The sequence below is a fragment of the Tetragenococcus koreensis genome, from assembly GCF_003795145.1.
Taxonomy (GTDB): domain Bacteria; phylum Bacillota; class Bacilli; order Lactobacillales; family Enterococcaceae; genus Tetragenococcus; species Tetragenococcus koreensis.
Map to the genome: position 1 here is coordinate 1,926,941 of NZ_CP027786.1, position 22,223 is coordinate 1,949,163.

The 22,223-nt window shown below is 37.7% G+C and carries 19 protein-coding genes and 1 pseudogene; 3 read left to right on the forward strand and 17 right to left on the reverse strand.

The features are described from left to right. Positions 1 to 17: 17 nt before the first annotated feature. From C7K43_RS09290 to C7K43_RS09315, 6 genes are all read right to left on the reverse strand, one after another. Positions 18 to 1,193 carry an SIS domain-containing protein gene (locus C7K43_RS09290; RefSeq protein ID WP_124006582.1) on the reverse strand — a complete coding sequence of 392 codons (1,176 nt, stop codon included), beginning with the start codon at positions 1,191 to 1,193 and terminating at the stop codon, positions 18 to 20. Between the two features lie 19 nt (positions 1,194 to 1,212). Beyond that, a complete protein-coding gene (locus C7K43_RS09295) occupies positions 1,213 to 1,944 on the reverse strand; it encodes a GntR family transcriptional regulator (RefSeq protein WP_124006583.1) in 732 nt (243 codons plus the stop codon). Positions 1,945 to 2,059: 115 nt separating this feature from the next. Next, complete coding sequence (gene dhaL / locus C7K43_RS09300) at positions 2,060 to 2,659, reverse strand: dihydroxyacetone kinase subunit DhaL (protein ID WP_124006584.1); 600 nt, start codon at positions 2,657 to 2,659, stop codon at positions 2,060 to 2,062. Between the two features lie 17 nt (positions 2,660 to 2,676). Then, on the reverse strand, positions 2,677 to 3,660 hold the full coding sequence (gene dhaK, locus C7K43_RS09305) for a dihydroxyacetone kinase subunit DhaK (RefSeq protein ID WP_124006585.1): 984 nt from the start codon (positions 3,658 to 3,660) through the stop codon (positions 2,677 to 2,679). Between the two features lie 26 nt (positions 3,661 to 3,686). After that, positions 3,687 to 4,088, reverse strand: a complete 402-nt coding sequence (gene dhaM, locus C7K43_RS09310) for a dihydroxyacetone kinase phosphoryl donor subunit DhaM (protein ID WP_124006586.1) — start codon at positions 4,086 to 4,088, stop codon at positions 3,687 to 3,689. A gap of 237 nt (positions 4,089 to 4,325) precedes the next feature. Beyond that, positions 4,326 to 5,690, reverse strand: coding sequence for an FAD-dependent oxidoreductase (locus C7K43_RS09315; RefSeq protein ID WP_124006587.1), 1,365 nt, complete (start codon positions 5,688 to 5,690; stop codon positions 4,326 to 4,328). A 496-nt stretch (positions 5,691 to 6,186) separates the two neighbouring features. On the opposite strand from C7K43_RS09315, the gene C7K43_RS09320 reads away from it, so the two are divergent. Beyond that, positions 6,187 to 8,550 (forward strand): phosphoketolase family protein, encoded by a 2,364-nt coding sequence (locus C7K43_RS09320; protein WP_124006588.1) that lies wholly within the window; start codon positions 6,187 to 6,189, stop codon positions 8,548 to 8,550. A 295-nt stretch (positions 8,551 to 8,845) separates the two neighbouring features. Here the strand turns inward: C7K43_RS09320 and C7K43_RS09325 are convergent, their stop codons facing one another. The 9 genes from C7K43_RS09325 to C7K43_RS09365 form a co-directional block, all read right to left on the reverse strand. Beyond that, a complete protein-coding gene (locus C7K43_RS09325) occupies positions 8,846 to 9,355 on the reverse strand; it encodes a DinB family protein (protein ID WP_124006589.1) in 510 nt (169 codons plus the stop codon). 550 nt (positions 9,356 to 9,905) lie between these two features. Next, positions 9,906 to 10,223 (reverse strand): thioredoxin, encoded by a 318-nt coding sequence (gene trxA / locus C7K43_RS09330; RefSeq protein ID WP_124006590.1) that lies wholly within the window; start codon positions 10,221 to 10,223, stop codon positions 9,906 to 9,908. A gap of 44 nt (positions 10,224 to 10,267) precedes the next feature. Beyond that, complete coding sequence (locus tag C7K43_RS09335) at positions 10,268 to 10,741, reverse strand: glutathione peroxidase (protein WP_124006591.1); 474 nt, start codon at positions 10,739 to 10,741, stop codon at positions 10,268 to 10,270. 32 nt (positions 10,742 to 10,773) lie between these two features. Then, the gene (locus C7K43_RS09340; protein ID WP_124006592.1) at positions 10,774 to 11,241 is read right to left on the reverse strand and encodes a MarR family winged helix-turn-helix transcriptional regulator; all 468 of its coding nucleotides are present in this window, start codon (positions 11,239 to 11,241) and stop codon (positions 10,774 to 10,776) included. Positions 11,242 to 11,268: 27 nt separating this feature from the next. Next, positions 11,269 to 12,216: a thioredoxin-disulfide reductase gene (gene trxB / locus C7K43_RS09345; protein WP_124006593.1), complete on the reverse strand. Its 948-nt coding sequence runs from the start codon at positions 12,214 to 12,216 to the stop codon at positions 11,269 to 11,271. A 236-nt stretch (positions 12,217 to 12,452) separates the two neighbouring features. After that, positions 12,453 to 13,388, reverse strand: a complete 936-nt coding sequence (locus C7K43_RS09350) for an FAD:protein FMN transferase (RefSeq protein WP_124006594.1) — start codon at positions 13,386 to 13,388, stop codon at positions 12,453 to 12,455. A gap of 23 nt (positions 13,389 to 13,411) precedes the next feature. Further along, positions 13,412 to 14,062: an endonuclease III domain-containing protein gene (locus C7K43_RS09355; protein WP_124006595.1), complete on the reverse strand. Its 651-nt coding sequence runs from the start codon at positions 14,060 to 14,062 to the stop codon at positions 13,412 to 13,414. Between the two features lie 111 nt (positions 14,063 to 14,173). Then, complete coding sequence (locus tag C7K43_RS09360; protein ID WP_124006596.1) at positions 14,174 to 14,491, reverse strand: DUF4387 domain-containing protein; 318 nt, start codon at positions 14,489 to 14,491, stop codon at positions 14,174 to 14,176. Then, the gene (locus C7K43_RS09365) at positions 14,488 to 15,849 is read right to left on the reverse strand and encodes an acyclic terpene utilization AtuA family protein (protein WP_124006597.1); all 1,362 of its coding nucleotides are present in this window, start codon (positions 15,847 to 15,849) and stop codon (positions 14,488 to 14,490) included. Before C7K43_RS09365 ends, C7K43_RS09360 begins: the two co-directional genes overlap by 4 nt. Before the next feature lie 230 nt (positions 15,850 to 16,079). Here C7K43_RS09365 and uvrC point away from each other — a divergent pair, with 230 nt between their 5' ends. Beyond that, positions 16,080 to 17,912 (forward strand): excinuclease ABC subunit UvrC, encoded by a 1,833-nt coding sequence (gene uvrC / locus C7K43_RS09370; protein WP_276527751.1) that lies wholly within the window; start codon positions 16,080 to 16,082, stop codon positions 17,910 to 17,912. A gap of 536 nt (positions 17,913 to 18,448) precedes the next feature. Then, positions 18,449 to 19,833, forward strand: a pseudogene (locus C7K43_RS13690) (IS4 family transposase). On the opposite strand, the gene C7K43_RS09380 reads toward C7K43_RS13690, so the two are convergent. Continuing rightward, entirely contained in the window at positions 19,803 to 20,582 is a 780-nt protein-coding gene (locus tag C7K43_RS09380; RefSeq protein WP_124006598.1) for a phytoene/squalene synthase family protein, read from the reverse strand. The pseudogene C7K43_RS13690 and the gene C7K43_RS09380 overlap by 31 nt on opposite strands. Next, on the reverse strand, positions 20,572 to 22,059 hold the full coding sequence (locus C7K43_RS09385) for a phytoene desaturase family protein (RefSeq protein WP_124006599.1): 1,488 nt from the start codon (positions 22,057 to 22,059) through the stop codon (positions 20,572 to 20,574). The genes C7K43_RS09380 and C7K43_RS09385 overlap by 11 nt, the downstream gene beginning before the upstream one ends. Between the last annotated feature and the right edge of the window lie 164 nt (positions 22,060 to 22,223).

The window sequence follows — 22,223 nt, forward strand, 5'->3', positions numbered from 1 at the left end:
ATTCCCCTCTCTTCCCTTTACTTTTTATATTCATGAATAGTTACACCTTTTACAACACGGTTAACAGTTCCGCTTGGCGATGGCGTATCGGGTGTATTTTTTATCTTAAGCGAAGTTAAAATAGCGATTGTTTGTGCGACCATAATATCAGCTAAAGCCAAATATCCATCAGGCAGTAATTTCGTTTTTTCAGAAAAAGTAAATTGATCGCCAGAAAAATTACGTTTTCCTGCTTGACCAATGGCAAATACTCCGGAGGCGATTTCATCGTCTTTAACTTCTTCTAAAATATCTAAATCATAATCTCGGGTGTATGGATCATTATTGACAAAGTCAAAAACCAAAGTTCTTTCATTAACAAAGGATTTAGGTCCGTGGCGAAATCCCATGGAAGAATCAAATACGGTCGCAATTTTTCCAGCCGTTAGTTCTAAAATCTTCAATTGTGCCTCTCGTGTCAAACCGGAAAGACTACCTGACCCTAGATAAACAATCCGCTCAAAGTCACGATCTACAATGGCTTGAATTTCTGCTTCGCGTTGAATGACTTCTTGTCCCATATCACTAAGTGTGTGGACGTCATTTGTTTTTTGTTCCATAGCCCTCGTATCAAAAATCAACAAGGCACTCAAGGCCATACAAGAAAAACTGCCTGTCATCGCAAAACCATCATCATTTGCTCGTTTGGGTGTTAACAACATAAAATTATTTGATTCCTTTTCACTTCTTTTAGCTAATGTACCATCTGAGGCACAAGTGATGGTTAAATGATGGACATTTTTAACGACCGTGTTTGCTACATCAACCGCTGCAATACTTTCTGGACTATTGCCGCTTCTGGCAAAAGAAACTAAAAGTGTGGGTTCATCCTCAAAAAGATATTCCGTAGGACGTGCGACAAGGTCTGTGGTGCCTATACTTTGGAAAATATAGGAACTGCTATCGCCATTAGCATTTAGATAAGGAACGATCGTATCGCCGACATATTGCGAAGTACCAGCGCCTGTAAACACGACACGTACTCTACGACCATGGGCGCTTTCTTTTACTTTTTCCAAAAATTCTTTCATCTCATTTTTGGCTGCTTGATGAATTTCCAGCGTTTCTTCCCAAAGTTCAGGTTGTTGTTTAATTTCACGAGCAGTAATTTCTGCACCCATTTTAGTTAATTCTTCTTCAGTTAATGAAAACATTATTTTTCCTCCTACTACTTTAATCATTACGAACATGACGAATTTTATAATGAAACTGGTCAGCTCTAGCAACACTTAATGTGTATTCGATCACCTCATTTTTCATATTGTAAGTGGTACGCACTAAATGCAACACAGGTGCGCCAATGGCAACCTTTAATATTTCTGCGTCTTCGTTTGATGCTATGCTGGCATAGAATTCTTCATCAGCTAAGCGAATCTTTTGACCAAAATCTTCTGAGAATATGTCATACAAAGGTTTATTTTCCATTTGTTCTTTCGTCAGGGAAAGAAATGGCTTAACTGGTAAAAAAGACGTTTCAACCATTAACGGTTCTTTATCAGCCGAACGTAAGCGCTTTAATTCAAAGATAGACTCTCCTAAGGGGACATTCAAAGCACGAGCAACTTTTTTCGTTGCTTCAATTTGTTTGAATGATAAAACAATAGTTTCAGGATTTCTACCTAATTTTTTCATCTGTTCTGTGAAGCTATAGGCGCCTGCTAGATCAGCGGCGGATTTACTTAGATCAGATACGAATGTTCCCTTTCCATGCTGACGATAAATGTAGCCTTCTGTCTCTAATTCTTGCAAGGCAAGGCGTACGGTAATCCGGCTGATCCCATACTTCTTTTCCAATTCTCTTTCAGAAGGAAGTTTTTCATGAGGAATCATATTACTTTCGATTTGTTTCTTTAATATATCAACAAGTTGATAATACAACGTTTTACCATTGGATGAATGTACCATTGTTTTCTGTCCTTTCAACTGGTTATAACCACAATATAAGTATAGCGCTTTCATTTATAATTTGTCAATAAAAAAATGCGGGATCCTAAATAAGATCCCGCAATTTTTTAAATTTTTATTGAATGACTTCTACTAATGCATCAAAAAACAAGGCACTTGAAGCGGCTCCCGGGTCAATATGACCTTTGGAACGTTCGCCTAAATACGAAGCCCGTCCTTTTTTAGCGATCAATCCTTTGGTATGCTCTTTGGCTTTTTCAATCTGATCTTTATCGAGGCTTCCTGCTTTTAAAGCTTGTGTAACGGGTTCCCAGACATCCACCATCGTTTTATCTTCAAATTCAGTCTTCCCTCTTTTTTTGATCCCTGCTAAGCCTTGCGCCACGATTTCCCCTAACTGTTCATAAGCGTCAATCGTGTCGATTCCTTTGGTTTCTTTGACCATGTTCATCAGTGCTGACCCGTACAAAGGACCCGAAGCGCCCCCCACTTTGGAAATCATTGCCATCGAAAACACTTGGAAAGTCTCACTGATGGTTTCGGGTTGTTTTTGTTCAAAGGATGCTTCATAAGCAGCGACTCCACGCGCCATGTTATTGCCATGGTCGCCATCGCCAATTGGGGTGTCTAAATCGCTCAAATAACCTTTATTCTCTTTTATCTTATCGGTAAATTTTTCAAACCAGTTTTGTACCTCTTTGACCGTTAATTGCATAAAAAGTTCCTCCTCGTTTACCAAGAAATCGTCGTTACTTCGCTTTCTAGCGCTTCTTTTAAGGTTTCATCTGCCAAATCAATCAAAGTCAATGAGACCCCTTCCATATCAAGCGAAGTCATATAATTGCCGACTTTATGAAAAGTAACAGCGATGTTTTGCTCTTTTAGTAAGTTTAAGACATCGTTCATAAAAATAAATTGTTCCATTAAAGGCGTGCCACCCATGCCATTGACCAACACGCCCACTTTTTTCGGCTGTTCTTCATAATCCGCTAAAATTTTCGTGGTTAATTCTTTGGCTAGTTCTTTAGAAGGTTGAATTTTTTCACGGCGGTAGCCCGCTTCCCCATGGATGCCGACCCCATATTCAATTTCATCTTCCGCCAATTCAAACCCAGGCTTGCCCACTTCCGGTACGGTCGCAGCACGCAAAGCTAACCCAATGGTTTTGATTTTTTTAACTACATCATCTCCGCGCTTTTTTAATTCATCTAACGAAGCGCCGGCACGCGCCGCATCGCCTAAAATTTTATGCACGAGGACGGTTCCCGCAACGCCGCGTTTACCGGCAGTAAACTCACTGTCTTCAACAGCGATATCGTCATCAACCACAACGATTTCTGAGTGGATATCTTCCATCTCAGCCATTTCTTGTGCCATTTCAAAGTTCAAATTATCGCCCGTATAATTTTTGACAATCAGTAGTACGCCTTCCCCTTGGTCGGCTTCTTTCATCGCAATTTGAATTTGGTCTGGCGTAGGTGAGGTAAAAACATCCCCAGCTACAGCGGCGCTTAACATCCCGTCGCCCACAAAACCAGCGTGAGAAGGTTCATGACCACTGCCGCCTCCTGAAACTAAAGCCACTTGCTTTTTCTCTTGATTTTTAGCAACCACTCGGGAATCTTCAACCCGGTGAACAAGATGAGGGTAACTCGCCACTAAACCTCTCAGCATCTCTTCAATAATATCGTCTGTTTTATTAATAATTTTTTTCATCGTGCATCCTCCATTTTTATTATTGTTTATGAGTCCCAGTCTTTTTTTCCAGCTTTTTTGGCTTCTGACATAACTTGTTCAAGGTCGTTTGACGTGCCAGCAGTAATTGCTGCTGCAAAAGCTCCTTCGACTAACGGCGCATCTACAAGATAGTAGCGGTTTTGTTGCTCTTCTTCTAACATATCTTGAGCCATTTCCGCATTGAGTATGGCACTGCCAATATCGGCAAACACTAAGAAAGTATCTTCTTCAGCAGCCTCATTGACAGCATCAACGATTTTAGTTGGATCTGAGCCAATCTCATTATCTGCAGTCCCGCCTAACGAGTAGATCGACACTTCACTTGAAGTTTGCATTTGTTCAATCATCTTTTTAATCCCATCCGTAATTTCTTTACTATGAGAAAGTAATAAAAGACTTGTTTTCATACTATTCTCTCCTCTGCTTTTGAGTTGACTTTGGGACTTTGCTTAACCAATTCAAATGAACACTTTTTATTCAATGACTAATTCGTTAAAGCTTGTTTCTTACAATACAAAGAAAACACTTTATATGCCTAATCATATCATAGCTAAAAAAACGTTACAATTTTTTGAAACGCCTAAAATAGGCAGATGACGATAAAAAAACCAGCGAATCTATATCCGCTGGTTTTGAATCATCTATTAGCGATTTTTTACATCACGTAAAGCTTGTTGCGCGCCTACGTTGAGAATACTCCAAGGTCGATCGAAATCTGGTTGGAAGAAGAAGTCTGCATATGCAAGATCTTCTAATGTTAGCTTTTCTTGAATAGCTAAAGAAATGACGTTCATATTTTGGGTAACGTCTTCTTTAGACATAATTTGGGCTCCTAAAATTCTGGTTGTATCTGGATCATAAGTTAATTTGAAATAAACTTTGGCATTTCCATGTTTTTCCGGTACAAATGGTGGGCGATAGCTATCTGTTACAAGTGTAGACATAGTATCTACCCCATAATTGCTAGCAGTCCCTTCTTTAATTCCGGTTGAAGCAAAGTTGTAATCAAATAACGCAAGCGCACTTGAACCTGAAACACTTGGAGCAGCTTTTTGATGGCCCAACGCGTTTTTAGCAGCAAAACGTCCTTGACGTCTTGCATTTGTTGCTAAAGCAATACGAGCTTCTGTACCATCTGTTGGAGCGAATTTCACTAAGGTTGCATCGCCGACAGCATAAACATCTGGTGCACTTGTTTGCAGGTAGTCGTCAATTTTAATTAAGCCACCAGTGGTTAGTTCTAATGTACCATCTAACCATTGTGTATTTGGTTTAATTCCAGCAGCGACAACCACTAAATCTGCATCATAAGTTGCTTGATCAGTTACCACTTTTTCGACTTTGCCATCTTTTCCTTCAAAGCGTTGGATGTTTTGGCTAGGAGCCGCTGTGATATTATTTTTTTCCATTTCTTCTGTTAAAATATCAGTGAACTCTTTATCCAAGTACGTATCTAACATTCTTGGTAAAACGTCGATTACTGTTACGTGCATTCCAGCATTTGCAAAAGCTTCTGCTGCTTCAATACCAATATATCCAGAACCGACAATAACGACGTTATGCACATCTGGATCGACTGTTTTTTGTTTTAATTTGATTGCCCAGTCGCGGCCACGCATTGCATATATATTTTTCAGGTCGTTTCCTTCAACTGGTAGAGTTGCAGGAACGGCACCAGAGCTTAGAATTAATTTATCATAAGTTTCATCGCGTTCTGAACCGTCACGATGGTTAACTACATGGACAGTATGTTTGTCTGGGTTAATTGCAGTAATTTCTTGTTCAACAAAAACAGAAACACCTTTTGCCTGCATTTCTTCCTCAGAAGCATAGCTGACATCATTAACATTTTTGACATAGCCTTCAAGGTATAATTGCATTCCGCAAGATAAGAATGAAATAAAATCACCCTTTTCATACCATTGTATTTCTGTATCTGGTTCGTCCATTAACAATTCGCGGACTGCTTCGTATCCACCGTGGGAAGAGCCAACAACGATAACTTTCATGTAATTCCCTCCATTTATTAAAATTTCAGATGTGAAAACATCTACTTTTATTTTAAAACAGAACCCATTTCATTGCAAACAAATCATTTAACCGTTGTACAACTAATTTTTAATTTATTTCGTTATTTGCCTGACTTTTCACAAGAAAAGAGCACCATGACTTGAATACAGTGATCATTTCACATGAAAACGCTCGTTATTAAAGTTATTCACTTAATTTCCATGTAGAAAAAATTTTTTAAGATTTTTTACGTACTTACTTATAACATGGATAATAGAAAAATAACTCATGCGTTGCAATGGCTCCCTCTTTTAAATCAGGCTCTCGTTTGGACGAAAAGATAAAATTTCACTATGCTACCTAAAAATCTGCTCAATGTTTAAGCTTTTCTTCTTTATATATAAGGAATTTCCATGAAACTTTACACTTCAATCAATACGCGTTATACTTGTTATGGAAGTATTTAAGTAAAAAATACTAAAAAGGAGTATTCATATGTCAGTAAATATTGATTCAAAAGAATATTTAGAAAGAATGAATGCATGGTGGCGCGCAGCGAACTATATCTCTGTTGCACAGATTTTCTTAAAAGACAACCCTTTGTTACGTCGACCAATTGAAAAAGAAGACATAAAGGTTCATCCTATTGGACACTGGGGAACAATTTCCGGGCAAAACTTCATTTATGCTCATTTGAATCGTGTCATTAATAAATTCGGCTTAAATATGTTTTACATTGAAGGACCAGGACATGGTGGCCAAGTGATGGTCTCTAATTCTTATATCGATGGTAGTTATTCGGAAATTTATCCAGAAATAACGCAAGATGAAGCTGGATTGAAAAAATTATTCAAGATGTTCTCTTTCCCTGGTGGAATCGGCTCACATGCTGCACCTGAAACACCTGGTTCAATCCATGAAGGCGGCGAATTAGGTTACTCCATGTCACATGCTGCTGGCGCGGTTTTAGATAACCCAGATGTTATTGCAGCAACCGTTATTGGAGATGGCGAAGCAGAAACAGGACCATTGGCTGCTAGCTGGATGTCCAACAACTTCATTAATCCAGTAAACGATGGTGCTATTTTACCTATTCTAAATTTAAATGGCGCTAAGATTGCTAATCCAACGATTTTAGCTCGTAAAAGTGATGAAAGTTTGAAGAAATATTTTGAAGGAATGGGCTGGAAGCCTTACATTGTTGAAGGAAAAGATCCTGAAAAAATGCACCCATTAATGGCAAAAACTTTAGATGCTGTTATTAACGAGATCCAATCCATTCAACAAGAAGCTCGTAAAAAATCAGCTGAAGATGTAGCCATGCCTCATTGGCCAATGATCATTTTCCGTGCGCCAAAAGGTTGGGAAGGTCCCGAAAAATGGGATAATGAACAAATCGCTGGAACATTCCGTGCCCATCAAGTACCTATTCCTGTGGATGCTGACCACATGGAATATGCAAAAGACTTAGAAAAATGGTTGAAGTCTTATCGTCCTGAAGAATTATTTGATGAAAATGGGACAGTTATTGATTCGATTAAAGAACTTTCACCTAAGGGCGATCAACGGATGTCAGTCAACCCTATCACAAATGGTGGTCTTGATCCGAAACCATTGAATATGCCTGACTGGCGTAAACATGCAGTAGATACCACAAAACATGGTGCAACTACTGCACAAGACATGACCATTCTTGGCAGCTTTATAGCAGATATTATCGAAAATAATCCTACTAATTTCCGGGCTTTCGGTCCAGATGAAACAAAATCCAATCGTTTGAATAATATGTTCAAGGTTACAAATCGTCAATGGGTTGAACCTAGAGAGTTATCAGATGAATGGCAATCTGCAGTAGGACGGGTCATTGATGGACAATTATCCGAACATCAAGCTGAAGGATTTTTAGAAGGATATGTTTTAACAGGTAGACATGGTTTCTTTGCTAGTTATGAAGCATTCTTGCGTATTGTTGATTCAATGTTGACACAACACTTCAAATGGATAAGAAAAGCAAGCGAAAAAAGTTGGCGTAAAAACTACCCATCTTTGAATGTGATTTCATCGTCAACTGTCTTTCAACAAGATCATAACGGCTATACCCATCAAGATCCAGGCGTCATTACTCACTTAGCTGAGAAAAAACCAGAATATATTCGGGAATATTTCCCCGCTGATGCAAACACATTGATGGCTGTTATGGATAAATCTTTGAAAGAAGAAGAAGTTATCAATTTAATTACTTCAAGTAAGCATCCAAGACCACAATTTTATTCCGCTGAAGAAGCGCAAGAACTTGTTACTCGCGGCGTGAAGAAAATTGATTGGGCAAGTAATGATGACGATGGCAAACCTGACATTGTATTTGCAGCTGCTGGTTCAGAGCCAAACTTAGAAGCTCTAGCTGCTATATCGATATTGCATGAACAATTTCCAGAAGTAAAAATTCGCTTTATCAATGTTGTTGATCTTTTGAAACTGCGTCACCCTGATGTAGATCCTCGTGGGTTGAGCGATGAAGAATTCGATGAGTTGTTTACGACAGACAAACCGATCGTGTTTGCTTTCCATGGCTTTGAAGGATTGATTCGTGATATTTTCTTTACACGTCATAATCGAAACTTAAGTATTCACAGCTATCAAGAAAATGGCGATATTACAACTCCATTTGATATGCGTGTGCTTAATGAATTGGATCGTTTCCACATAGCTAAAGATGCTGCTGCCACAGTTTATGGTAAAAAAGCAGACGACTTTGCCAAGGAAATGGATAAAACATTGCAATTCCATCATGATTATATTCGTGAAAATGGCGAAGATATCAGTGAAGTGCAAGATTGGCAATGGAAAGATTTGAAATAAGCTCTGATGAGCTAATATAGAGTAGAAAAAAGAGAGGGTTTATGTTCAGCGTATGAGCATAAATCCTCTTTTTATATATACAAGCTTTTCTTTCAACGCTGTAAAATATTATGATTGAAGTGTTCAACTTTCTTTTTTTCGTTCTAAAAAATAAACTATTGGCAAAAAACCAATAGTTTATTTCTCTTAATCGCAAAATCCCAATACTAAATGTAATCCTTAAGTTATAAATGATCGTTCAACATTACTATCAGTATTGAAACCTTCAGCACTTTCGTTGTCGTTTGTATTACAATTACTTACCAATAACTAATCTTCTTGTATAAACTGCTTGTCCTGAATGCATAGCAGCGTCATCAATACTAGAGACTATTCGAGCTTGACGCGTAACCGCAGGCGTCCAGCTTTCATCTATAATCTCCTCCAGTTCGTCATCTTCTACTTGTCCTAAATAAGTTTTTGTAAGCTTAACAGCAGCATCTAAATAGTTAACTAATAACTGTTTATCAGATACAACGACTTTGGCCGCTTCCTCGGGCGTGTGCTTATAATCTTGTGTGTCATCAGGCAAGTCTAATGAAAATTTATCATTCCATCCCTCACTCGTCCATAATGGGGCGCTTCCATTAAGTTCTGAAATTTGTAAATCAAGCATTCGCGCAGTATGCCATATAAGCCAAGTGACTGACTTAATAATCGGCTTAGGCATGGTGTTGGCTTGTGTCATATCCATTTGATTAAGTGTATCAATAAAGCGTTCTTGAGCTCGATCTAAAGTGTCCATAGATAACTGTGTACTTCGCATAGTATATCTCCTCCATTTTTATAATGTATAAATAGATACTTCCTTCAAATTAAACCTTCCATTACCAATCTAACACAGCCAGTATTTGTCAACAAACGTTTCACCTTTTATGTTTGATATAAATAAAAGTGAAAATTGGCTCTCTATGTTTGAAAAAAGCAGACTAGCTTTAACTAATAACACTATTGGTGGAACATTAAATGATGTCCCTCCAATCTATAAACTATTGGGGGTATCTTCCTTGATGTGCCTCCAATCGATGAATTATTGGGGGCATCTTCCTCGATGTCCCTCCAATCTATAAATTATTGGGGGCATCTTCCTTGATGTGCCTCCAATCGATGAATTATTGGGGGCATCTTTCTCAATGTCCCTCCAATCTATAAATTATTGGGGGCATCTATGGGAAAACAAGCTATTTTCCGCTTAAGAAAACGACTCCCATTACTATAAGGCCTTGGCTAAATAAATATTATGCTTAGTCTTCTTACCATATAAAAAAACACCTAAGCAAGTTTGGCTTGTTTAGGTGCTCAAATAGTAGTTACCCTTATCCAATATAAGGTTCTAAAGCTTGTTCTAATTGTTCTTTGGGATGAAAGCCTACTAATGTATCAACGACTTCGCCGTCTTTTTTAATCAATAAAGTAGGGATACTCATAATGCCAAATTGACTTGGCGTTTCTGGGTTTTCATCAATATCCATTTTATTAAAAGTTACTTTATCGCCCAATTCTTCAGATAATTGTTCAACTGCTGGTGATTGCATTTTACATGGGCCACACCAAGTCGCCCAAAAATCGGTTAATGTCACACCGTTAGCTGTATCTTGTTCAAAAGTTTGATCCGTTGTTACGTTTACACTCATGATAAAAGTCCTCCTCATTATTTATGATCACCATTTTTAAATTGTTACTCTGTTTTCAACGCCGCAATAATATCTTCTTCCATTTTTTCTGGTTTAGTTTGCGGTGCGTAGCGTTTGATTACTTGTCCGTCGCGCCCCACTAGAAATTTAGTGAAATTCCACTTAATTACCCCGTGACCAGCTGCTTCTTTTAGATGGGTAAACAATGGATCGGCTTCATTACCATTTACTTTCACCCGTTTGGTCATTGGGAAACTAACACCATAATGAACCTTGCAATAATCTTGGGTTTGCTCATCATCATCTAGTTCTTGATGAAATTGATTAGAAGGCAATCCCAAAACTTCAAAGCCTTGTTCGTTATATTTTTGATATAAAGATTCAAGGGCTTCAAGTTGTGTAGCAAGTCCACATTTACTGGCAGTATTTACAATTACGACAACTTTACCTTTATAATCACTCAAATCAAGCGTTTCGCCGCTCATTTCTGTTTCTTTAAAATCATAAATCGTTGACATAGCAAGTCACTTCCCTTTCAAAGAGCAGTTTATTAAAGCATTTCTTGGGTAGGTTGTTTTAAATAATCTTTCAAGCCATCCATCAAATTTTTATTATCTGCTAGCATACGATAATACTGTTCAGCATTTATTCCTGCTTGTTCTTTCATACATTTCTCCAGGCGTTTTTCGATTGCTGATTTTTGTTCTTTTCCCTTTTCGGTAAGCTGTACCATCAACTGCCGTTGATCATCTTCTGCTCGACAACGAGTCAACCAACCAGCAGATTCTAAACGTTTTAATAAGGGGGTTAATGTATTACTTGCTAAATCCAACTCTTTAGTTAAATCACTCAACGTTTTACAATCCTGCTCCCAAAGAGCTAGCAATACAATATATTGCGTATAGGTCAAATGATAGGGCTCCAACGCTTTTTGGTAGAATTTGGCAAAAAGCCGATTCGCATTATAAATCGAAAAACAAAGTTGGTCAGCTAATCTTGTATCTGTCGTATTTTCCATATAAGACCACCTTCTGTTCTTAAGTTACTATGCATTGGCTGCTTCGGTTTTTGCCTCTAACTCAGTGATATATTGATAGGCTTTTTGTCCAGCAATACCACCATCATTAGTAGCGGTAACCACTTGTCGCAATTCTTTCTTACGAATATCGCCTACAGCGAAAATGCCTGGAATTGTTGTTTCCATATTTTCATTTGTAATAAACCAACCATCTTCATCTGTAATGTTTAAGGGTCTAAAAGGTTCACTCATAGGTTCAATTCCTACATAAATAAATGTTCCTCCTGCTTCCACTTCAAAAGGTTCACCTGTTTTATTATTGATTCCTTTAACGCCAGTTACTTTGTTTCCGTCACCAACGATTTCTTGAACATTGCTGTCCCAAATAAAATCAATTTTATCATTTTTAAACGCGCGATCTTGAATGATTTGTTGCGCTCTTAATTCATCACGGCGATGGATAATCGTTACCTTGTCAACCAGGCGAGTCAGATATTCCCCTTCTTCTACTGCGGAATCGCCACCACCAACGACGACTACATGTTGGTTACGGAAAAAAGCTCCGTCACAAACAGCACAGTTAGAAACGCCACGTCCTCGGTATTCTTCTTCACCAGGTACGCCTAAATCACGATAATTAGAGCCTGTCGCAATAACGATTGCTTTAGTTTCGTAATCATCGGCATCTGTTTCAATTGTTTTATAGTCACCATGGTCTGTCACTGACTTAACCGTACCATAGCCAAAATCAGCGCCAAATTGGATCGCTGAACCATACATTTCTTGTGATAGGTCGGGGCCTAAAATAGATTTAAATCCCGGATAATTTTCAATTTCTGCGGTATTATTCATTTGTCCACCATAAATACCACGATCTAGTAGCATTACTGATAGATTTGCTCTTGAGGCGTAAAGTGCTGCTGTCATACCTGCCGGACCTGCACCAATAATGACTACATCATATTTTTTTTCCATTTAAACACTTCCTTTGTTCCAACATTCAATCGCGCACGATTTATTCTGTAACTATACTAAACCTGTTTCCTAAGTTTGGCAATGATTTTGTTTATAAGACAACCACAAGTTTTATTTGTTTAAAGAAGTTTTATATTATCTGAGGTTTCCTTTGACTGACAAGTGCTTCTCTACTTGTTCTCATCCCTTATCTGAGCATGTAACTTCGATTCCTTCACTCGACTGTATAGTACCTTTTATTGGACTATTATTTGTGATTCTAAGGAATTTGAATACCGTAGCTGGCCATCTTTCGTAATTACCAAGCCATTTAAATCCTCTGATTGATTTAAAATATCAATAATTTCTTCAGGTGTTTTTCCAAACAAGCGCGTAGTCCAAATTTCACCGTCAACTGATTTATCAGAAACGATTGTGATACTAGCCAAATTTGTTTCAAGCGGATAGCCGGTTTTTTGGTCAAAGATATGATGGAATGTTTTTCCGTTCAATTGATTGGTGCGTTCATAAATCCCTGAAGTAACGACCGATTTATCTTTTACTTTGATCGCTGCTGCCAATTCACCTCGTGGAGAAAACGGGCTTTGAATACCAATACGCCAATAACCATCTTCATGTTTGGGTGCATCTCCGTAAGTTAGAACATTTCCCCCTAGATCAATTAACGCAGAATTGACGTTGTTTTCTTTAAAGTAAGTCAACAACTTATCTGCAAAGTAACCTTTTGCAACGGCCCCTAAGTCTAATGACATCCCTCTTTTTGTTAAAAAAACCGTTTTAGCTTCTTCATTCATATAAATATTTTTCGGGTCAATTCGCTGCAGCAACATGTTAATTGCTTGATCTGAAGGACGGTTAGCATCATCAAAGCCTATGTGCCAAGCTTGAATTAAGGGGCCGATCGCAATGTTTAAAAAACTATTCTGCGGCAAACTGTGTTTTTTCCCTAATTTAATTAATTCAAATAACTCATCATCGACTTTTACAGGAGCCACACCTGCTTGATGATTAATCACCATCAATTCTGACGCGTCATCGTTGGCACTAAAACGTTTTTCATAATCAATCAATTGTTTTTCAGCTTCTGGCAAAAGCTCTACAGAATGCGCATGTTCTACCCATAATTTGATAACCGTCCCCATTAAATGAAGGGTTCTTCTTTCCTCACTCATATACACCCTACTCCCCATCTTTTCTATTCGTTAAAGTTTAATTGATAGCCAACCAAAAAGCTATCCGCAAATGTTACTTCATCCTTTACATAAATCTTACCAAATTCATCGAGTAACCCATGGAATTCTTGCGCATCTTGCAGCGTAAAACCTATTAATTCAGGTACTTGTTTTTTTAAGGAAGAATAGTTTTTAATACCATCTACACCAAGAAAACCGAATAACTTTTGCGTATACTTATCTGCAATAAATACTTTTTCGTCAAAAACGTATAGTAATAATGCATCCGCCGTCTCTTCCCCGATTCCTCGTAATGACAGCAATTGTGAACGCAGTTTTCGTTTATACGCAATCTTTACTTTTTCTAAATCAAAGTTGTAGTCATTAAGCCACTGAAATGTCTCTAAAATTGCCCTACTTTTATTTTTATAAAAGCCGCTAGGACGAATCAGTTCCATTAAATGCTCTCTTTCCAACTGATGAATCTTTTCGGGCATAAAAGCTGTTTCTGCTTTGATATTAGCCAAAGATTTTTCGACATTGTTCCAATTGGTATTTTGCACCAAAATCGCACCTAAGATAATTTCAAACTTACTATCGGCCGGCCACCATCCTTGTGGTCCCATTTTTTGCAACATTTTGGTATAAAGTTGATATAGCGTTAACCTCTGCATCTTTTTCTATTCTTCCTTATTTTTATTTTAATATTTTAACATAAAAGCACAGTAAGAATAACAAAAACAGACTGAATATTATCGTGATATCCAGTCTGGGTTTTACGTTTTCTATTTTTCAGGTACCTCTATCGATAAAAGGTTGGCATATTGTTGGGAACCATGCATATCACTTTCTCCTACCGATCCTTGTGACCAAGGACGTGGAATTGTGATTTTGATGCCTCGTGCCGGTTTTACATGTTCGAAAGTAATAATATCGTCTACCTCTATTTGATACAACTTAGCAAAACTTTCTTTCGTTAAGACTTTACTGGCCACAAAATGCTCATAGTCCTCTAAGTTATCAAATAAAATATCAAATGTTAACTCAAAGGGACCTGAATTTTTACTGCGAATTACCCGCGCATAATCTTGTAATTTTATCATTTGCCCACCTCCTGCATTATCACTGGAAATTGTGCTACTGGCTCCTCAATTTTTAGTAAATGATACACATTAAATTGACAAACTTTACCTAATGGGATTTCTAATGGCGTAAAGGGCATCCCAATATTGCCAGAAGTCGCCACACGACCTGGATAACCATAATGTAGTAAGGTAGTACGAATACGATTTACCACTAATTGCGCCATTTCTTGTGTAGGTGCAGCTACTTCTGCGATGACACACATTTCATGGCCCGCTTCATCGGTTAAACTTTCTAAATTTTTCATTGTCGCATTCTTCCCATATGGATGAAAAATAATTTGGGATTGGCTGCATTCCTCTGGTAATTCTTTTTCCATTTGTTCTTTGACATAGGCGAGTGCTTCATCCATTTGCGAAATTAAAATCGGATCACGCACGCCCATAACTGTAATCGAACGATAACCAACGACTTTTGCGCCTTCTAATTTAACCATGTAATTTTCATCTTTTATAAAACGACTCCCAGAAATTCGAGTGGTGCGATCTGTTTCCGCTTTAAACTCACATTCTTCCAGATTTAAGGTTCCGCCAGGTCCTGGTAAATTGAAGGCGCTGCTTTTTTCATACATCGTATGAGCCGCAACAGTATGCGGCAGCGCTTTGGCGTCAAGGTTCATTGGCTCAATCAAAAAATGATCAGAACGCAAAGTTCCCAGTACGGTTTTACCGGCGGGCACACAACAAATCGCGCCACACTCAATAATTTTTCCCATATGCCAAGCTAAAGCAGAATCAAAACCATAATACATTCCTAAAGCAGCTGTAGGTGCTGGATCATAGGTTCTGCCGCCAATAATCACATCAGGCTTTTTTTCAGCTTTTAATAATGTCAAATACGGTTCAGCGCCCATTTGTGCCGTAACTACTGTCGTTTGGTCCACTTCTTCTTGTGTTAGTTCAGGAACATTTTGCATCGCCGTGATTTTTCCATCTTGCAAAGCGCTATCAATTTGTTTTTTAGGAATATCACTATAGATCTTTGCTAAGTTAATCGATAATTCTTGTTCATTGGCGATTTGTTCCACGATTTTTATAAATAAATCCACATGCTGATTCGTACCGTCACCGCCCGCCGAACTGACGATTAAAGGGATCCCTGCTTTTTTAGCAGCTGGAACTAAAACAGACAGTTCTTTATAGTAGGCGGATTCAGGACAAGTCATTTCGCCTAGTGCTAATTTTTGCGGTCCTGAATCTGTCGAGCCAGCATCAACAACAATCCCGTGTGGTTGCCTTTTCATTCCACGCTCAAAATCTTCTAAAGGAAATCCATAACCTAGCATCCCATTAGGTACTAGTACACGTAACTCTTCCATTTTATTACCTCCAATTACTTGAATACTTATATTTATTGTATACTCAAATGAAATAAACGTCTAATCCACTTTTTAAATTATTTGTTCTGGGCTTAACAGAAAGTAAAAACTAGCTATTAGATAAGCCCAACAGGCAGAATTATTGAATTTTTCACAAATTTTGCTATAATGAACATAAGTTCTCAATGACTGTTTGGAAGTTTCCGGCACAATGTTTGAGAACTATTTTTATGAACGTAAATAAGGTGATGACAACGAATCAACAAATAAAAAACAAATTAGCCTTACTGCCTGATCAACCTGGTTGTTATATTATGAAAGATAAAACAGGTACGATCATTTATATCGGCAAAGCAAAAATTTTAAAAAATCGTGTACGTTCTTATTTTACTGGTGGTCATGATACAAAAACTGAACACTTAGTTAGTGAAATTGCAGATTTTGAATACATCGTTACTGAATCAAACATTGAAGCATTATTACTGGAAAATAATTTAATCAAAGAAAATCTGCCAAGATATAATATTATGCTGAAAGACGATAAAACTTATCCTTTCATCAAAATTACGAATGAAAAATATCCACGCTTGTTGATTACCCGTAAAGTGTTAAAAGATGGAGCAGAGTATTTTGGTCCTTATCCAGATATTGGTGCTGCCAATGAAACAAAGAAAATTCTGGATCGTATTTTTCCTTTGCGTAAATGCGGACCTCATCAAAAAACGCCTTGTTTGTATTATCATTTAGGTCAATGTTTATGTCCGTACGCTTTTAATGTGGACCCTGCTGTCTATACGAAGATTGTTAAAGAAATCAAACACTTTTTTAATGGCGGCTATAAAGATGTCCAACAAAGTTTGAAAGAACAAATGGATGACGCTGCTGAAAATATGGAATTTGAAAAAGCAGCAGAGTTGCGCGATCAAATCAATTCTATTGAAACAATTATGACACGACAAAAAATGACTTCTACCGATTTGAAAGATAAAGATGTCTTTGGCTACACAGTGGATAAAGGTTGGATGTGCGTCCAAGCATTCTTTATTCGTCAAGGTAGGATGATTAAACGTGATGTATCGATCTTTCCATTTTATAAAGAAGAAGCCGATGACTTTTTGACTTATGTTGGTCAATTTTATCAACAAAATGAACATTTTATTCCAAAAGAAGTATTAATTCCAAACGATATTGACAAGACTGCTGTAGAAGCATTATTAGATACAAAGGTGATTCAACCACAACGTGGACAAAAGAAAAAACTAGTAGAGCTCGCTAATAAAAATGCTCGTGTAGGTTTAAAAGAGAAATTTGATTTGATCGAACGAGCGCAAGAACGGACGGTAGGAGCTGTCGAAAAACTAGGGCAAGCATTAAATATTCCTACCCCTGTTCGTATTGAAGCTTTCGATAACTCGAACACAATGGGGACAAACCCTGTTTCTGCGATGGTGTCCTTTGTTGATGGCAAACCATCTAAAAAAGATTATCGCAAGTACAAAATCAAAACAGTAGATGGGTCAGACGATTATGCATCTATGCGTGAAGTAATCTATCGTCGTTATTCACGTTTGCTAAAAGAAGAAAGCACACTCCCTGACTTAATTTTAATCGATGGTGGTAAAGGACAGGTAGACGTAGCAAAAGATGTATTAGAAAACCAACTAGGTGTTGATATCCCTATTGCAGGACTAGCCAAAGATGATAAACATAAGACAAGTGAATTATTATTTGGCGAAGATTTACATTCGGTAATGCTAGAACGTAGTTCCACAGAATTTTTCTTATTGCAACGCATTCAAGATGAAGTGCATCGTTTCGCGATTACTTTCCATCGTCAATTACGCAGTAAGAACAGTTTTTCTTCTAAGTTAGATGGCATTGCTGGACTTGGCCCTAAGCGAAAAAAGAATTTGCTGAAAAAATTCAAATCATTAAAAGGCATTCAACAAGCAACTATTGAAGAAATAAAAGAAGCGGGTGTTCCTAAAAATGTAGCGGAAAACGTTATGGAAGAATTAGCGCCTGCAAAAAAAGATAAAGAAAACTCCACTGCGAAGGAGTGATGGAGTCTAGTTATTGAGAGAGTAATAATTTTGACTCATTTCTCCCATTGATGTTGTTATAATATAGAAAGCTAACAGAATGAAGAAGCTGTGACATAAGTTTTTTTGATAATAAAATATCCGAACTATAGAGAGATTACTCCTGCGATTACTCGTCGTAAATTCACGACAATTGGCAATTTCATCAACTATAGTTCGGGTATTTTTGTCTGGTTTTTACTTATGTCACAGCTTCTTTCTTTATTTATTATCTTCAATCAAGCTTCAGCAGCAATTCTAGCGATTTCAGGTAACAAAGTAAGTTTTCTTTGTCGGCTGACCTTTTGCCTGGTAGTTAAAACAGCATAATTTTTCTTTCGAATCACTGTTAATAACTCAAGTTTCGCACATGTAAAATGATATTAAACAACGGTCTTATCAACTCTTAGGTCGAAAAAAGTCCTGATATTGACTGCCTACCTTTTTATACAAAAAGAACTCCTTTTGTTTTATAATTGATTTAACCACAAACCAAAAACAAAGGAGTTCTTGCCTTTATGGTACACTTAAAAGCTATTAAAAATCAATTACCGAATGAAATAAAAGCCCTTTTTTCTGAATTAAAAGTCACGCAATTTTTAAAACAAGCCCATATGGAAAAGCAAAAAGGGTATTCGGTGGCTATTCTATTCACTTTTCTCTTTAGCCTCGTCTTTAAAGGAAAATCCTTAAACCAAGTTCTCAGTGGGCGGGAAAGCGACCAATACATGAAAAAAGATACCGTGTATCGATGGATGAACAATCCCCATAACAACTGGCGTCTGTTTTTACTTCGGTTTAGTGCGTCTGTCATCGAAAAGCTCCATTCTTTAACGGATACGAAAACCCATATTCGGACGTTGATCTTGGATGATTCGACGTTTTATCGTAATCGAAGCCAAGAGGTACCAGGCTTAGCTCGTCTTTGGGATCATGCGCTCAAACAAGGATACAAAGGGTATCGTATGCTTACTTTAGGATTCTCCGATGGCTATTCTTTCATTCCGATTGATTTCGGGTTACTATCCGGTAAGAAAAAAGTGAACCAAACAATAGCAGAAAAAGATCAACGAACCGTAGGAGCCAAACGATTCAACGAACCGTAGGAGCCAAACGATTCAACGAATCAAGTCGTAAAATGCCCGAAGTGGCACTTGAGATGGTTCAACGCGCCTTGAACCAAGGGATTTACGCCACCCATGTGTTGATGGATAAATGGTTTACTTCCCCTAAAATGATAGACCAATTACACGATATGGGGATTCACACCATTGGGATGGTGAAAAATGGAAAAACCAAATACCTTTTTCATCAACGTTTATACAAGCTGGAAGAACTTTATGCCAAATCTACGAAAGAATATACACAAGAAGCGATTATTTCCTCGATTGTGGTGAAACCAAGCTCCGGCAAAAATCCCGTGAAAATCGTTTTTGTCAAAAATCACAATAAGAAAAGTGCTTGGTTGGCGATTATGACCGATGATCTGGATTTATCTTCCCAAGAAATGGTCAAAACATACTCGGCGAGATGGGACATCGAGACATTTTTTAAGGCATCGAAATCATTGCTTCATCTGACTAAAGAAACACAAACGCGACATTATCAAGCCTTAATTTGTCACACCACCATTGTGTTCACACGGTATATTTTATTAAGCTGGCAGCAGCGCTGTGCCAATGATGAGCGGACCTTAGGTGGCTTATTTTATGAACTGGGCGATCAAATAAAAGAACTCGATTGGTCCGCTGCTCTTATCGAATTAGTACATATTATTCAAGCGGTAAGCGAAGAATCAGGAAGCCAATTACAAGATTTTATTACAAGTCAACTCCAACACTGGGTGGATACTCTGCCCCGTTATATCAAGGCTTATCTCCCAGATTTGGTGTGCGAAACTTGAGTTAATAACTCGCGATAGAAGAAACTAGCAGCCACAACCGCCTTGCGTGCCTCTTGATCAATCAAGGGGAGCATGGTTAACCCGTTTTGATAAGACTTTTCAGCAATGTGAGCTTCAAATTCCCATGCAGCAATAAATTCATCTGTTACCTTTTTTTGCTGCAGCATACGCTTAGATACGCCAAATTTAGTTAGAACTTCTTGTGGCAAATAAATTCGATTGTTATCAAAGTCTTCTCCTATGTCACGCAAAATATTCGTTAATTGCATCGCTTCGCCCATCTTTTTGGCTTGTGCTGTAATTTTCCGCCAATTTTTAGAAAGTATCGGCAACAACATCAACCCAACTGAGCCTGCTACATAATAACAGTAATCAATCAGTTCAGCTTGTGTTTCAGGCTGAGTAAACGTCTCATCTTGCTTTTGCCCTTCCAGCATGTCGAAAAATGGCTGTATAGGCATATCGTAATTTTGAAATACCACTGACAGTGCGCGCCACATCGCTTGATTGGGTATATGTCCTGTTGCAAACGCCTGGAGTTCTTGTTCTAATTTAAGCAGGCCTGTAATATCGTGATGTTTATCAATTAAATCGTCTGCCTTGCGACAAAACGCATAAACCGCAAAAATGCTCCATGCTTTTTCTTTTGGTAATTGTGAAAAAGCCGCATAAAAGCTTTTTGAATGCTGTTGAATTATCTTTTTGCACGTAAGAAAATCTTCTTTATACCGTTCAAACTCATTGGTCATCTTTTAGCAACTCCTCCACTGCTAGTTTGGCACTTTGCATAACGATTGGCACGCCCGCTCCTGGATAAGTACTACTCCCGCAAAAATATAAATGATCTGCATAGGCAAATTTGTTATGCGGCCGATAATAATTACTTTGCTTGAGCGTCGGTTTCAAACCGAATGTTGCTCCGTTATAGGCGTTAAAATCCGTTTGGAAATCTTTAGGCGTATACTGTTTTTCAAAGACAATATGCTCATCAATATCTTTAAATATTGTTTCTTCTTTTAGTTTATTAAGCACTTGTGTCCGGTACTTTTCAATCGTAGCTGAACTCCAGTCTGAAAACTTAGATAGCTCAGGAACAGGAACTAGGATATAGACTGCTTCATTTTCGGATGGAGCCAAAGATTCATCCATCAATGTCGGAACATAAATATAAAAAGAGGGGTCATCTGGAAGAGTACCTTCTTCAAATAATTGATCAACATTACGTTTGAAATCTTTAGCAAAATAAATCGAATGCAAAGCCTGCACATCATATTTTTTATCTACCCCTAGATACATCAAAAAACAAGAACACGAATATTCCATTTTTTTAATTTTCTTATCAGTATATTTTCCTCGGTCATTTTCATTAGGAATAAGTGCTGTCATTGCGTAAGGAAAATCTGCGCCACAGATAATAGCATCGCCAAAAACTGTTTCCTTTCCGATTTGAAGCCCAATCGCTTGCTTGTTTTCAATTAAAATTTCATCCACAATTGTATTACAATACAGTTTACCGCCAAGCTCTTTAAACAATCGCTCTAAAGCTTGCGCAAGAGTATACATCCCTCCTTTAATAAAATAAACACCATAAAATAATTCAATCATAGGTATCATTGTATATAATGAAGGGCCCTGATATGGTGAAACACCAATATAAAGGGTCTGGAAAGCTAACGATTTACGTAACCGTTCATCTTTTACAAATTTTACAATTGAACTATATGCATCGTTAAATGTTCTCAGTTTTAATCCAGCCATCAATGAACTGGGATTATAAAAATCCCAAAATGAACGAAATGAGCGTGTAATAAAAGCATCTTTAGCTATCAGATAACGCTTATAAATATCAGACAAAAAGCCTAAATATCCTTGGGCGTCTTCTTCAGAAATTGATTCTAAGGTATGCATCAACTGAGTTAAATCCGAAGAAAATGACAGTGGCGGTTCTTCAAAAAAATATAAATGAAGCATGGGATCTACTTTTTCCATTGGTAAATAGTCTGCTGGATTTCGCTGACAGAAAGAAAAAATCTCCTCGTAAATATCTTTCATCATAACAATCGTTGGACCAACATCAAAGCAGAACCCTTCTTCCTTGATTTGATTCATTTTTCCGCCAACTTGGTTATTTTTTTCGTAAAGTGTCACATCATAACCTAAATACTGTAAACGCACAGCAGCGGTCAAACCAGCAACACCAGCTCCTACAATCAATACTTTCTTCATACACACTCACTCCCCCATCACAATTATTCAAAAAATCCACTTAAACAACAAGAACAGCTTCTTTAACATTTTGTTTTTAAAATCACAAGATTATTATAACAGGAGTGATTGAAATTTTACCAACAATTACCCTTCACAAAATGATAGCTTAAATTTCTCTTTTT

Excerpts from the sequence above, each read along its gene's own strand:
- C7K43_RS09290 (WP_124006582.1), bottom strand. The coding sequence starts at position 1,193 with ATGTTTTCATTAACTGAAGAAGAATTAACTAAAATGGGTGCAGAAATT.
- C7K43_RS09295 (WP_124006583.1), bottom strand. The coding sequence starts at position 1,944 with ATGGTACATTCATCCAATGGTAAAACGTTGTATTATCAACTTGTTGAT.
- dhaL (WP_124006584.1), bottom strand. The coding sequence starts at position 2,659 with ATGCAATTAACGGTCAAAGAGGTACAAAACTGGTTTGAAAAATTTACC.
- dhaK (WP_124006585.1), bottom strand. The coding sequence starts at position 3,660 with ATGAAAAAAATTATTAATAAAACAGACGATATTATTGAAGAGATGCTG.
- dhaM (WP_124006586.1), bottom strand. The coding sequence starts at position 4,088 with ATGAAAACAAGTCTTTTATTACTTTCTCATAGTAAAGAAATTACGGAT.
- C7K43_RS09315 (WP_124006587.1), bottom strand. The coding sequence starts at position 5,690 with ATGAAAGTTATCGTTGTTGGCTCTTCCCACGGTGGATACGAAGCAGTC.
- C7K43_RS09320 (WP_124006588.1), top strand. The coding sequence starts at position 6,187 with ATGTCAGTAAATATTGATTCAAAAGAATATTTAGAAAGAATGAATGCA.
- C7K43_RS09325 (WP_124006589.1), bottom strand. The coding sequence starts at position 9,355 with ATGCGAAGTACACAGTTATCTATGGACACTTTAGATCGAGCTCAAGAA.
- trxA (WP_124006590.1), bottom strand. The coding sequence starts at position 10,223 with ATGAGTGTAAACGTAACAACGGATCAAACTTTTGAACAAGATACAGCT.
- C7K43_RS09335 (WP_124006591.1), bottom strand. The coding sequence starts at position 10,741 with ATGTCAACGATTTATGATTTTAAAGAAACAGAAATGAGCGGCGAAACG.
- C7K43_RS09340 (WP_124006592.1), bottom strand. The coding sequence starts at position 11,241 with ATGGAAAATACGACAGATACAAGATTAGCTGACCAACTTTGTTTTTCG.
- trxB (WP_124006593.1), bottom strand. The coding sequence starts at position 12,216 with ATGGAAAAAAAATATGATGTAGTCATTATTGGTGCAGGTCCGGCAGGT.
- C7K43_RS09350 (WP_124006594.1), bottom strand. The coding sequence starts at position 13,388 with ATGAGTGAGGAAAGAAGAACCCTTCATTTAATGGGGACGGTTATCAAA.
- C7K43_RS09355 (WP_124006595.1), bottom strand. The coding sequence starts at position 14,062 with ATGCAGAGGTTAACGCTATATCAACTTTATACCAAAATGTTGCAAAAA.
- C7K43_RS09360 (WP_124006596.1), bottom strand. The coding sequence starts at position 14,491 with ATGATAAAATTACAAGATTATGCGCGGGTAATTCGCAGTAAAAATTCA.
- C7K43_RS09365 (WP_124006597.1), bottom strand. The coding sequence starts at position 15,849 with ATGGAAGAGTTACGTGTACTAGTACCTAATGGGATGCTAGGTTATGGA.
- uvrC (WP_276527751.1), top strand. The coding sequence starts at position 16,080 with ATGAACGTAAATAAGGTGATGACAACGAATCAACAAATAAAAAACAAA.
- C7K43_RS09380 (WP_124006598.1), bottom strand. The coding sequence starts at position 20,582 with ATGACCAATGAGTTTGAACGGTATAAAGAAGATTTTCTTACGTGCAAA.
- C7K43_RS09385 (WP_124006599.1), bottom strand. The coding sequence starts at position 22,059 with ATGAAGAAAGTATTGATTGTAGGAGCTGGTGTTGCTGGTTTGACCGCT.